Annotated in this window: 12 protein-coding genes and 1 pseudogene; 9 read left to right on the top strand and 4 right to left on the bottom strand. The window is 73.0% G+C overall.

Features of this window, described 5'->3' with window-relative positions; all coding sequences use genetic code 11:
• Nucleotides 1–12 precede the first annotated feature (12 nt).
• Nucleotides 13–1,359, bottom strand: a complete 1,347-nt coding sequence (locus K1J57_RS02505; RefSeq protein WP_220562867.1) for a DUF6114 domain-containing protein — start codon at nt 1,357–1,359, stop codon at nt 13–15.
• Nucleotides 1,360–1,363: 4 nt separating this feature from the next.
• On the bottom strand, nt 1,364–2,011 hold the full coding sequence (locus tag K1J57_RS02510; protein ID WP_220562868.1) for a DUF6230 family protein: 648 nt from the start codon (nt 2,009–2,011) through the stop codon (nt 1,364–1,366).
• A gap of 219 nt (nt 2,012–2,230) precedes the next feature.
• Between K1J57_RS02510 and K1J57_RS02515 the strand changes: the two genes are divergently transcribed.
• Complete coding sequence (locus K1J57_RS02515) at nt 2,231–4,090, top strand: GMC family oxidoreductase (protein WP_220562869.1); 1,860 nt, start codon at nt 2,231–2,233, stop codon at nt 4,088–4,090.
• 15 nt (nt 4,091–4,105) lie between these two features.
• On the opposite strand, the gene K1J57_RS02520 is transcribed toward K1J57_RS02515, so the two are convergent.
• Entirely contained in the window at nt 4,106–4,636 is a 531-nt protein-coding gene (locus K1J57_RS02520) for a MarR family winged helix-turn-helix transcriptional regulator (protein WP_220562870.1), read from the bottom strand.
• 84 nt (nt 4,637–4,720) lie between these two features.
• Here K1J57_RS02520 and K1J57_RS02525 point away from each other — a divergent pair, with 84 nt between their 5' ends.
• The 3 genes and pseudogenes from K1J57_RS02525 (at nt 4,721) to K1J57_RS02535 (ending at nt 6,376) form a co-directional block, all read left to right on the top strand.
• Nucleotides 4,721–5,254, top strand: a complete 534-nt coding sequence (locus tag K1J57_RS02525) for a cupin domain-containing protein (RefSeq protein WP_220562871.1) — start codon at nt 4,721–4,723, stop codon at nt 5,252–5,254.
• Nucleotides 5,251–6,024: pseudogene (locus tag K1J57_RS34125) on the top strand (NAD(P)/FAD-dependent oxidoreductase); the annotation flags it as partial. The gene K1J57_RS02525 and the pseudogene K1J57_RS34125, both read left to right, overlap by 4 nt.
• 79 nt (nt 6,025–6,103) lie before the next feature.
• Nucleotides 6,104–6,376, top strand: coding sequence for a hypothetical protein (locus K1J57_RS02535; protein WP_220562872.1), 273 nt, complete (start codon nt 6,104–6,106; stop codon nt 6,374–6,376).
• 85 nt (nt 6,377–6,461) lie between these two features.
• Here the strand turns inward: K1J57_RS02535 and K1J57_RS02540 are convergent, their stop codons facing one another.
• Nucleotides 6,462–7,250, bottom strand: coding sequence for a MerR family transcriptional regulator (locus tag K1J57_RS02540; protein WP_220562873.1), 789 nt, complete (start codon nt 7,248–7,250; stop codon nt 6,462–6,464).
• A gap of 380 nt (nt 7,251–7,630) precedes the next feature.
• Between K1J57_RS02540 and K1J57_RS02545 the strand changes: the two genes are divergently transcribed.
• From K1J57_RS02545 to K1J57_RS02565, 5 genes are all read left to right on the top strand, one after another.
• Complete coding sequence (locus tag K1J57_RS02545) at nt 7,631–8,485, top strand: SDR family oxidoreductase (RefSeq protein ID WP_220562874.1); 855 nt, start codon at nt 7,631–7,633, stop codon at nt 8,483–8,485.
• An 11-nt stretch (nt 8,486–8,496) separates the two neighbouring features.
• Nucleotides 8,497–9,411, top strand: coding sequence for a diiron oxygenase (locus tag K1J57_RS02550; protein ID WP_220562875.1), 915 nt, complete (start codon nt 8,497–8,499; stop codon nt 9,409–9,411).
• Nucleotides 9,412–9,668: 257 nt separating this feature from the next.
• Nucleotides 9,669–11,180, top strand: coding sequence for an NAD(P)/FAD-dependent oxidoreductase (locus K1J57_RS02555; protein WP_220562876.1), 1,512 nt, complete (start codon nt 9,669–9,671; stop codon nt 11,178–11,180).
• A 15-nt stretch (nt 11,181–11,195) separates the two neighbouring features.
• Nucleotides 11,196–11,546, top strand: a complete 351-nt coding sequence (locus tag K1J57_RS02560) for a DUF4873 domain-containing protein (protein WP_220562877.1) — start codon at nt 11,196–11,198, stop codon at nt 11,544–11,546.
• A 23-nt stretch (nt 11,547–11,569) separates the two neighbouring features.
• Nucleotides 11,570–12,469, top strand: coding sequence for an alpha/beta fold hydrolase (locus tag K1J57_RS02565; protein WP_220562878.1), 900 nt, complete (start codon nt 11,570–11,572; stop codon nt 12,467–12,469).
• The last annotated feature ends 8 nt before the right edge of the window (nt 12,470–12,477 follow it).

Here is a 12,477-nt window from a genome sequence, read left to right on the forward strand (position 1 = left end):
GTCCTGCGGGCGTCAGCCCGCGAACCGGCCGTTCAGGCCGGTGATGTTCATCCGGTCGGTGCCCGCCATCGGGCTGGAGACGTCGACCTCGGTCACGAACATGTACGGCAGCAGCAGCGGCGGCGGGAAGTCCGGGGTGAAGGTGATCGGGAGGGGGATCCCGAAGATGTTGACCTTCATCCGGGTGACGTGCATGACGACGTCGCCGTCCAGGGTCATGGACGGCAGGCCCAGGCTCATCCGGGTGCCGTGCTCCTCGAACCACAGGTCCCCGCCGGTGACCTCGGCCCGGTCCATGGTGAGCCGGATGTAGCGCTGGGGGCCGTTCGCGGTCGGGCACTCCACGACGCCGTCGTAGCGGGCGCCGCTCATGGTCAGCACGTCGGCGGTCAGCCCGGAGGTGCGGACCGAGCCGCGGGAGCAGTCGTAGTCCGCGTCTGCGGGGACCTCGGGGAGCTCGTCGGCCTCCTGGGCGGCCTGGCAGGCCAGGACCGCTTCGACGAACTCGTCCTCGCTCCGGGCCAGCGCCCCCTCGCCGGTGCGGAACTCGCACTCGGCCGGGTCGGCCTCGGTCTCCTCACCGGCCTCCTCTTCCCCTTCTTCTCCCCCCTCCTCGCCGGGCTCCTCCCCCGGGTCCTCGGTGCCGGGCTCCTCCGGGGCGGGGTCGCCGCCCGGGTCGCCGGGCGAGGGGGTCGGTGACGGGGAGGGGGAGGGCGAGGCGGAGGGGTCGTCGGCGGGCTGCTCCTCGCCCCCGCCGCCCGGGAAGAGCCAGTCCCAGGGCCAGCCCAGGGTGGGGGCGGGGGCCGAGGCCAGGACGACGGCGGCGGCCAGGGGCAGGGCGAGGGCGGCCAGCGGCCGGGTCCCGGCCTCGGGCCCCCCGGCCGCGGGCAGTTCGTCGTCGGGGGCGGCCGCGTCCCCGTCCGCGGCGCCGTCCGCCGGGGCCCCGGCCCGTCGGCGCCCGCGCGGGCGCCGACGGGTCCTGGGACCCCACGCGAACACGAGCGACCCGCCGACGATGCCGAGCAGCATGCCGATGACGAACCCGCCGAAGTTGGAGGTCACGAAGGTCACCAGGGCGAGCAGGACCCCGACCACTCCGAAGAACGTGTTCTGGGCCGGCTGGAGCCAGCTCAGCACGCCGAGCACGATCAAGAGCGCCGCGATGAGGGTGCCGGAGACGCCGGCGATGCCGGCGTAGATGATCAGGTCGATCGGGAGGACGAGGGTCTGGGCGGCCGGGGCGACCAGCAGCTCGACTCCGGCCGCGATGAGGATGACGCCGCCCCAGAACGGGCGGCCGTGCCGCCACTCGCGGAACCGTCCCCATCCCGAGCGCAGGAGGGTCAGTGCACGGGTCATGGGATCAGAAGCACTCGTGGTTTCCGGGCTTGACCGCCAGCCCCAGCCCGGACAGGCGCAGGGAGCCGGAGGTGACGGCCCAGGTGGTCAGTTCCATCTCGGAGATCGTGATGCTCTCGGACTGGAGGCCGAAGCCGCCCGCCGGGCCCTGGCCGCCCTCGGCCCTGTCGAGGGTGCTGGCGTCCCGGCCGATCTCGATCTCGCCGAACTCGGCGTTGCCCTGGAGCTGCTCGATGTCGATGACCAGGTTGGTGCCCTCGACCGGGGTGGCCTCCCCCGCGGTGATGACCAGGGTGGCCTCGCCGATCGGCAGGTCCCAGAGCGAGGACAGGCAGAGGTTGTCGATCTCGGCGGTGTTGATCGCCGACAGGCCCACCGGGCGCCCGGCGCCGTCCACGGACGTGGCGACGTCGCCGTACTGGGTGAAGCCGTTGCCGACCAGGCTGTCGGCGGAGAGCTTGAAGCTGTCGCCGGAGACGGCGAACGAGGCGGCGAGCAGGCCCTGCGTGGTCATCCCGCCGAGCACGGCCGCGGCGGCGAAGCCGGGCACCGCCACGAGGGCGAAACGGCGCCAGCGGGTGCCACGCGGACCTTCGTGCTGCTCAGGCGCGTCCTGGGACACCTCAGGCGTCTCCTCGGAAGCCTTGGGCATGGAAACCTCCAGTGGTCCGCCGCCCCGGGAGGCGGCGTGGGGGAGAGGAACTTGCGCCGATGCACGCCTCGCGTGTTACATGGAACACACCTTACTCGGCGGTAGTGACGAACATTACAATAGTTATTGTCACAATTCTAGATGGCGCAAAGAATGTTGCGGACCCGTGGCCGGCGCACCTCGGGCCGACCGCAACCGACCTGATAGCGAGACCAGCACGTGCCCCGAGAGCGCAACGCGGACTCCCCCGCCACCCCCGACAAGGCCACCGGACCGACCGGGGACGACCGCTTCGACTACGACGTCGTGGTGATCGGATCCGGCTTCGGCGGATCGGTCAGTGCCCTCCGCCTCACCGAGAAGGGCTACCGTGTCGGCGTCCTGGAAGCAGGGCGCCGTTTCACCCCCGAGACCCTGCCGTCCTCGTCCTGGGACGTGAAGAACTTCCTCTGGGCGCCGCGGGCCGGGCTCTACGGCATCCAGCGGATCCACCTGCTGCGCGACGTGATGATCCTGGCCGGCGCCGGGGTCGGCGGCGGTTCCCTCAACTACGCCAACACGCTGTACCACCCGCTGGACCCGTTCTTCGAGGACCCGCAGTGGCGCCACATCACCGACTGGAAGTCGGAGCTGGCGCCCTTCTACGACCAGGCCCGGCGCATGCTGGGCGTGCGCACCAACCCCACCGTCACCGCCTCCGACCGCCATCTCAAGGCGGTCGCCGACGAGATCGGCGTGGGCCACACCTTCCGGCTGACCCCGGTCGGCGTCTGCTTCGGCGACGGCGAGGACGGTTCGGGGGCCGAGGCCGCCCCGGGCGAGTCCGTGGGCGACCCGTACTTCGGCGGGGCCGGGCCGGAGCGCAGGGCCTGCCTGGAGTGCGGCGAGTGCATGACCGGCTGCCGGCACGGTGCCAAGAACACGCTGACCGAGAACTACCTGTACTTCGCGGAGCGCGGGGGCGCCGAGGTGCACCCCCTGACCACGGTGGAGCGCGTCCGCCCCCTGGCCGACGGCGGGTACGCCGTCGACGCCCTGCGCACCGACGCCCCCCGGCGCCGGGAGAACGCCCGCACGTTCACCGCCCGCCAGGTCGTCGTCGCGGCCGGGACCTACAACACCCAGACCCTCCTGCACCGGATGAAGGACGCCGGGCTGCTGCCCCGGCTGTCGGACCGGCTGGGCACGCTCACCCGCACCAACTCCGAGGCCCTGGTGGGGGCGATGAGCCGCCACGTGCCGTGGCGGGAGGACCTGACCCACGGCGTGGCCATCACCTCCTCCATCCACCCCGACGAGAACACCCACATCGAACCGGTCCGCTACGGCAAGGGCTCCAACGCGATGGGCCTGCTCACCGCCATCCAGGTGCCGGGCGGCGGCCGCGTCCCCCGCTGGGCGCGGTTCCTGGGCCGGGCGGTCCGCCACCCGGTGGTGTTCGCCCGCAGCTTCTCCAACCGGCGCTGGTCGGAGCGGATCATCATCGGCCTGGTGATGCAGTCGCTGGACAACTCGCTCACCACGTCGGTCAAGAAGGGGCTCTTCGGCGGGGGAAGGAAGCTCACCTCCCGGCAGGGGCACGGCGAGCCCAACCCCACCTGGATCCCGGCGGGTCAGGACGTGGCCACCCGGCTGGCCGAGCGGATCGACGGCTACCCGGGCGGCACCGTCGGCGACGTCTTCAACATCCCGATGACCGCGCACTTCCTGGGCGGCTGCCCGATCGGCGACAGCGCCGAGAACGGTGTCATCGACCCGTACCACCGCCTGTTCGGGTACCCGGACCTGCACGTGGTGGACGGGGCGGCGGTCACCGCGAACCTGGGCGTGAACCCGTCGCTGACGATCACCGCGCAGGCCGAGCGCGCGCTGTCGATGTGGCCCAACAAGGGCGAGGAGGACACCCGCCCGGCCCAGGGGGAGGAGTACCGCCGGGTGAAGCCGGTGTTCCCGCACTCCCCCGCGGTGCCCGCGGGTGCCTTCGCGGAGCTGCGGTACACCGCCCCGCTGCCGCTGACCGTCGTCGAGCCCGCCCCCGTGGAGAAGCCGGCCGGGGACGCCCGGGCCGCCGGCTCCTGAGCGCCTCCCCCGGGGTCACCCGGCCCCGGGGGAGCCCTCCAGCCCGCGCAGCATCAGGCGCAGGGCCCGGTCGAGCCCGTCCGCGGTCTCCGGGTCCAGTACACCGGTGATCCGCGCCAGGTTGTCGGCGTGGTCGGCCAGCACCCCGTCGATCGCCCGCAGGCCCTCGGCGGTGAGCGCCACCAGGAAGCTGCGCCGGTCGGCGGGGTCGATCCGCCGCTCCACCAGCCCGGCCCGCTCCAGGCGGTCGATCCGCCCGGTCATGCCCGCCCGGGTCATCATCAGGGTGTCCGCCAGCTCCGAGGGGATGAGCGTGTAGGGCTCCCCCGCCCGGCGCAGGGCCGCCAGGACGTCGAACTCGCCTCCGCGGAGGCCGTGCTCGGCCAGGACGGCGTCGACCCGCGCGGAGACGAGGGCTGCGGCCCGCGACAGCCGCCCCAGCACCCCAAGCGCGGAGAGGTCCAGGTCGGGGCGCTCACGCCGCCACTGCGCGGCGATGGTGTCCATGGGGTCGGCGGGGCCGTCGGCTGCGGGGCGGTCGTTCATGGGGGGATCTTATTGACCCCTGATAGTTAGCTGCCTTACTATCACTCCACTTACTATAAGGCGGCGAACCAAAAGGAGTGCGCCATGCCCCTTCCCACCCGCCCCCTGCTGGTGCGGGGCGCCGAGGCCGAGACCCTCGGAGCCGGAGCCGACACGACCACCCTGCTGCTGGACGCGCACCATACGGGCTCGGCCCTGAACGCCGTGCGCACCCGCCTGTCCCCCGGGACCGCCGGGCCGCCCCCGCACTACCACCGCCGCGCCCCCGAGACCTTCTTCCTGCTGGACGGGGCGCTGGACGTCCTGGTCGACGAGGAGGTCGTCGCCCTGGCCGCGGGCGACGTGCTCCTGGTCCCGGCGGGGGCGGTGCACGCCTGGGCCACCCCGGCCGACGCCCCCGCGGACGTCCTCATCGCCAAGAGCCCGGCCACCGACCGGTTCGACTACTTCCGCATCGCCGACCGGGTGCGGCGCGGACTGGAGGATCCGCAGCGGATCCTGGACACCCGGGAGAGGTTCGACAACCACTTCACGGTGAGCACCGTGTGGAAGGAACACCTGGTCGCGGCCGGGCACCCCGCTCCCCTGGTGGCGTTCCCGGCGGGGAGCGGCCGATGAGCACCCACGTCGTCGTCCTGGGCGCCGGGTACACCGGCCTGGTCGCCGCCAAGCTGGCCGGCCGCCTGCCCGGGGTGCGGGTGACCCTGGTCAACGAGCGCGACCGGTTCGTGGAGCGCGTCCGCCTGCACCAGTGGGCGAGCGGGCAGGCCCTGCCGCCCCGCCCGCTGTCCGCCCTGCTCGCGGGCACCGGGGTCGACCTGGTCGTGGACCGGGTGGAGTCCCTGGACCCGGAGCGGCGCACCGTGTCCCTGCGCGGCGGGGGCCCGCTCGGCTACGACCTCCTGGTCAACGCCCTGGGCAGCCGGTCCGGGCGGCCGCCGGGGGTGGGCCCCGGCCCGCTCCCCGACCACCTGCACTCCGTCAACGAGGCCGACCACGGGGACCGGTTGCGCGCCCGGCTGGCGGGCGCCCGGTCGGTGGCCGTCGTCGGCGGCGGGCTGACCGGGCTGGAGGCCGTCACCGAACTCGCCGAGACCCGCCCGGAGCTGGAGGTCCACCTGGTCACGGGGCGCGCCGCGGGCGCGGACCTGTCCGCCCGGGGCGCCCGCTACCTGCGGAGCGTCCTCGCCGACCTGGGGGTGCGCGTCCACGAGGGCTCCCCGGCGGCGGAGGTCCCACCCGAGGGGCCGGTGCGCGCCGACGGGCGGCTCGTGCCCGCCGACACCACGGTGTGGACGGCCGGGTTCCGGGTGCCGGAACCGGCCGGCGCGGCCGGACTGGAGGTCACCGGGGCCGGGCGGATGGTGGTGGACGAGGGGCTCCGCTCGGTCTCCCACCCCGAGGTCTACGGGGTCGGGGACGCGGCCGCCGCCCGCCGCCCGCCGGTCCGACGGCCGGGAGCTGCGCATGGCCTGCGCCACGGGCATCCCGGGGGCGCAGCACGCCGTGCAGTCGATGGCCGCGCACCTGGCGGGGCGGCCGGTGCGGCCGATGCGGTTCCGCTACTTCAACCAGTGCCTCAGCCTGGGGCGGCGGCGGGGGCTCATCCAGTTCGTGCGCGCGGACGACTCGCCGGTCGAACGGATCCTGACCGGGCGTGCGGCCGCCGTCTACAAGGAGGCGATGGTCCGGGGGGCGTACCTGGCCCAGCGGCACCCCTGGATCCCGGTCTCGGCCTGAGGAGGTGCGGGCCCGGCCGCGGACGGGGAGCGTCCGCGGCCGGGCCGGCGGGGTCTGCGCGGAGGGGGTCGGCGCGGGGCGGGGGTCAGCCCTGCGCGTCGGGGGCGGGGGCGGGCACGGGGAGGCGCTCGCGCTCGTTGTTGAGCAGCTCCATGGCGTCGGCGAAGTGCTCGCCCATGACGTTGGTGAGCTGGACGGCCATCTCCTGGGCCAGCACCGCGTCCACGGCCTGCTGGGCCAGGGGGCGGACCTTGCGGATGACCTCGGCGACCTCGGCCGGGTCCTCGGTGCGCAGCACCGTGCCGGGGGCGTACTCGGCGATGATGTGGTCGGCGACCAGGCGTGTCATGTGCTCGGCGACGTGGCCGATCTTGTCGCGCAGGTTCTCGGCGATGTCGAGCACGGAGCCCACGGTCATGCCCATGCGCACCAGCTCGACGCCGGCGTGCAGCAGGCGGGGGCTGGGCACCCGGAAGCGCAGGCCGTCGCGCTCGATCACCCCCAGGTCCAGTGCGCGCTTTATGGTCTTGGGGTTCACCCCCTTGCCGAACAGTTCGCGCAGGTCGCCCAGGGTGAGGTAGTCGGCGATCTCGTCGCTCCAGGCGTCGCCGATCGCCGACTCGAAGCCGAGGATGTCGGAGAGGTCGCCGCCGCGCTCCCAGACCTGGAACATCTCGCCGATGTTGGCGAAGGTGTACCCGCGCCGCAGCAGCTGGCCGATCAGCCGCAGACGTGCCAGGTGCGCCTCGGAGTAGATGCCCACGCGGCCCTCACGGCGGGGCGGGGCGAGCAGCCCCCGGTCCTGGTACACCCGGACGTTGCGCACCGTCGTATCGGCCAGCCGGGCGAGTTCGTCTATACGGTATTCGGCCATGGCTCCAGCCTAGAGACACCCGCGAACGCTACTTGTCAGTATCTTCCCGGTGCGGACGCTAACGACCATGACAACAGACGCTGTCAGGTTTGCGACACGAGTGCAAGAACCCGCACATCCGCCCCGAGGGGGAACATCCCTCCGCCGGATCGGATCGCGGTTCCGTGACACACCGCGTCCCTTCGACCGCGCGAGGACTTCCCCAATCCCTCTTCTCGGCCACCCGAAACCCTCCACCGCCACACCCCGGCCTCCGGCACGCCCCGCACACCGGGGGCGACGGACGGTGAACCTACTCGCGAGTAAATTTCCGGCTTCACCCCATTGCATTGTGACAATGCTCGTTGTAACGTTCCGGCAATGACTGTGGAGGAGATCACATGACGACCCCCTTGCCGCGCCATCTGCGCAGGCTGCCAGGCCTGAACGCCATCGTCACCGGCGCCTCCGGGGCCTTCGGCAGCGCCACGGTGGCCGTCCTGCGGCACCTCGGAGTGAACGTCATCGGCATCGACCGCAAGCCCGCCCCCGGCGTCATCGGCTGCGACATCACCGACGACGAGCAGGTGCGCCAGGGCATCGCCGAGGCCCTCGAACGCCTCGACGGCCGGCTGGACCTGCTCATCCACTACGCGGGCGTCGGCCCGGCCGTCGACGTCGGCCAGGCCCCGGACGTCCACGTCCACCAGGCCCTGGAGGTCAACCTGCTGGGCACCTGGCGGGTCACCGCGGCCGCCGTGCCCGCCCTCCTCCGCAGCCACGGCCGCGTCGTCATCACCGCGTCCCTGCTCGCCAACCTCCAGCTGCCGTTCGCCGGCGCCTACACGGTGTCCAAGCGCGCCGTCACCGCCTACGCGGACTGCCTGCGCGCCGAGTACGGCTCCCACATCGGGGTCACCACCGTCTACCCCGGCTACGTGGACACCCCGATCCACAACAGCTCCCGTGCCACCGGCGTCGCGCTCGACGGCCTCGTCCCCGCCGAGACCGAACGCGACACCGTCATGGCCGTGGTCCGGGCCGCCGGGGCCAGGCACGCACCGCGCGACGTGGCCTCCACCGCGCTCGGAACCGCCGGACTGCACCTGTTCCGGTACTTCCCCGGCACCACGGAGCAGATCGTCGACTTGCGGATCGGTCTGCTCCTCGCCGGCGGCGCCTTCGCCGACGCGGAGATCGCCCGGGGACTCCACGCACGTCACGGCAGCCCCGTACCCCAGCCGACGGCGTCCTGAGGAGGACGAGAATGACCGCAGAGATCACCGCCAAGCCCAAGATCACCGACCGGGAGGACATCGCCAAGCGCCTCCTGCGCGGATCGGCCAAGGCCTCCTTCGACCCGCTGGTCGAGATCGACTGGGACGCCCCGGTCGACCCCGACATGTGGGCCATCCGCCCCGAGCGGATCTCCATCTACGGGACCCCGCTGTGGGACTCCCTGAGCGAGGAGAAGCGCAAGGAGCTCAGCCGCCTGGAGGTCGCCAGCGTCGCGACCATCGGCATCTGGTTCGAGACCATCCTCATGCAGATGCTGGTGCGGCACGCGTACCGCAACGACCCCACCACGCTGCACGTCCAGTACGCCTACACCGAGATCGCCGACGAGTGCCGCCACACGGTCATGTTCGCGAAGATGGTGGAGAAGCTCGGCTGGCACACCCACCGGCTCGACCCGGTCGCCTACCACCTGGGCCGCCTCTTCAAGGCGATCGCCCACGGCCCGCTGATCTTCGCCGGCGCCCTGTTCGTCGAGGAGGTCCTGGACCAGCTCCAGCGGGAGGCGATCCCGGACGAGCAGATCCTGCCCCTGGTCCGCTCGGTCGCGCGCATCCACGTGACCGAGGAGGCGCGGCACATGCGCTACGCCCGCGAGGAGTTCCAGCGCGACTGGGTCCGGCGCGGCGCCCTCAACAAGGCCTACAGCAAGGTCGTGCTGGGCCTGGTCACCTACTACTCGGCGACCCGCCTGATCAACCCCAAGGTCTACGAGCAGGTCGGGCTGGACCCCCGCGAGGCCTACAGGGCCGCGCACGCCAACCCGCACTGGACCGACACCAAGACCTGGGCGGCCCGCAAGGTCGTCGGCACGCTCGACACCGCCGGGGCCATCACCGGCCTGGGCCGCTACTTCTGGAGGAAGGCCGGCCTGCTGGGCCGCTGACCTCCCCGGGCGCCCCGGCGCCCACCCCAGACCCCGCCGTCGGAAGGCGAACGCGCCACGCCTTCCGACGGCGGACCCGGCCTCCCGGGGGCGTACGCGCCACGCTCCCGGGAGTCGGCTCCCCGGAGGGCGGAACGCGCCACCTCCCTCCGGGGCGGCACTCCCCCGGGGGCGTAACGCGCCACGCCCCCGGGGGACCACACCCCCCGGCCCGCAGCGGACCCCTCGCGCGGGCCGGTCGCACGAAGGGATCGACAGTGACCGACGCACCACCGCACTTCCGGGTGGCCATCATCGGGTCCGGGTTCGCCGGGCTCGGCATGGCCGTCCGGCTCAAGCAGGCAGGGCTGCGGGACCCGAGGGACTTCGTGGTCCTGGAGCGGGCCGACGACGTCGGCGGCACCTGGCGCGACAACTCCTACCCGGGTGCGGCCTGCGACGTCCCCTCGCACCTGTACTCCTTCTCCTTCGCGCCCAACCCCACCTGGAGCCGGACCTTCTCCCCCCAGCCCGAGATCTTCGCCTACATCAAGCGGGTCGCCGGGGAGTACGGGATCCACAGGCACGTGCGCTACGGCCACGAGGTGCTCTCCGCCCACTGGGACCCCGCGGGCAACCGCTGGCGGATCGAGACCTCCCGGGGGCCGTTCACCGCCCAGTTCCTGGTCAGCGGCGCCGGCCCCCTCGCCGACCCGGCCCTGCCGGACATCAAGGGGATCGACACGTTCGAGGGCCGGATGTTCCACTCGGCCGACTGGGACCACGGCCACGACCTCACCGGCCGCAGGGTGGCCGTGATCGGCACCGGCGCCTCCGCCATCCAGTTCGTGCCGCGGATCCAGCCCGAGGTCGGGCGGCTGTCGCTGTTCCAGCGCACCGCGCCCTGGGTGATGTTCCGGCACGACCGCGACATCACCAGGGCCGAGGGCTGGCTGTACCGGAACCTGCCCCTCACCCAGCAGATCGCCCGCAAGAGCATCTACTGGGGGCGGGAGACCTACATCCTCGGCTTCGCCAAGAACCCCCGGCTGCTGTCGGTCGTGGAGCGGCTGGGCCGGGCCAACATCGCCCGCAGCATCAAGGACCCCGCGCTGCGAGCCAAGGTCACCCCGGACTTCCGCGCCGGGTGCAAGCGCATCCTGATGTCCAACGACTACTACCCCGCGCTGGCGCAGCCCAACGTGGACGTGGTCACCGACGGGATCGCCGAGATCCGCCCGGACTCGGTCGTCACCAGGGACGCCGCGGGGCGGGAGACCGAGCACAGGGTGGACACGATCATCCTGGGCACCGGCTTCCACGTGACCGACCCGCCGGTCGCCCACCGGATCTTCAACTCCGAGGGCCGGTCCCTGGCCGACCACTGGGGGAGCAACGTGCAGGCGTTCCGCGGCACCACGATCGCGGGGTTCCCGAACGCGTTCATCCTGGCCGGCCCCAACACGGGGCTGGGCCACACCTCGCAGGTCTTCATGATCGAGGCCCAGATCCGGTACACCCTCCAGGCGCTCAAGTACCTGTGCCGCCAGGGGCTGGACCGGCTGGAGGTGCGGCCGGAGGCGCAGCGCTCCTACAACGAGATGGTCGCCAGGAGCATGGAGGGCACCGTCTGGGTGACCGGCGGCTGCGACAGCTGGTACCTCAACGAGGAGGGGCGCAACACCACCCTGTGGCCCACCTTCACCTGGGACTTCGCGCTGCGCACCCGCTGGTTCGACCCGCACAACTACGACCTGAGGGTCGACCGCGGCGCCCGCGCGGCCGCCTGAGCGAAGGAGGATGCGATGAGCGGTTTCGACGACGACGAAGAGGAGTACCGGGGCGAGGTGAGCCTCGTCCCCCTCGGCGGCGACGGCGCGCCCTCGGCCGAGCCGATCACCGCGCGGTGCCACGTGGCCGGGCACTTCTCCCCCCTCACCGGCGACTACCGGTGGTCGGGGCGGCTGTCGCCCTCCCCGGAGGTCACGGCGGCCTACGAGAACGGGGTGCGCACCGTCCTGATCCGCACCCCGGACGGGCACGAGGGGGTCGCGGCCCTGGCCGAGCCCAACCTGTGGGGCGGGCACCCGGTGAGCGGCTCGGGCACCCCGCCCTACCCGGTCCCGCAGATCGACCTGAGCGACCTGCTCGACTGAACCCCCGAACGAGAGGTATCCCGATGGCGATCCGACACCTGGGTCCGGCCCGCGAGACGCGGGTGGTCTCCGACGACGGCACGGAACTGCACGTGGAGGTGCGCGGCCCGGCGAGCGGCCCGACCGTGGTGTTCTCCCACTGCTGGGCGACGTCGCTGGCCTCCTGGGGGCCCGTGGTCCGGCTGCTCGACGAGGACCTGCGGGTGGTGCTGTACGACCAGCGCGGGCACGGCCGCACCCCGGTGCCGCTGACCCCGGCCGGGTACGGGGAGGAGAAGCTGGCCGACGACCTGTGCGCGGTGCTGGCGGCGACCGTCCCGGACGGCGAGCGCGCCGTGGTGGCGGGGCACAGCATGGGCGGGATGACGGTCATGGCCGCGGGGGACCGCGAGGTCTTCCGGGAGAAGGCCGCGGCGGTGCTGCTCACCAACACCGGGTGCACGCAGCTGACCGGGAGGACCACCGCGATCCCGCTGCCCAAGGTCCTGGGGCGGTCGGCGGCGGCCGCGTTCACGCTGCGGGCCCCGTTGCCGCTGGGCCCGCGCAACCCGGCGACCACGGCCGCGCTGAAGTTCATCGCGATGAGCCCGGGCGCCGACCCGCGCATGGTGCGGCTGTGCGCGCGCATGGTGCACGCCTGCAACCCGGTCGCGCGCGGCCGCTGGGGCGACATGATGAACCGGCTGGACCTGGACGCGACGGTCCGCGCGATCTCCGCGCCGACCGTGGTCGTGGCGGGCGCCGAGGACCGCATGACCCCGCCCTGGCACGCGCACCACATCGCCTCCCTGGTGCAGGACTGCGCGGAGGTCGTGGAGGTGCCGGGCGCGGGGCACATGGGGCCGTTGGAGTTCCCGGACGTCCTGGCCGACCGCGTCGGGAAGCTGGCCGCGAACCACCTGGGCGCCTCCCCGGCCCGCTGACCGCGCCG

The organism is Nocardiopsis sp. MT53 (genome assembly GCF_019598965.1).
GTDB classification, from domain to species: domain Bacteria; phylum Actinomycetota; class Actinomycetes; order Streptosporangiales; family Streptosporangiaceae; genus Nocardiopsis; species Nocardiopsis changdeensis.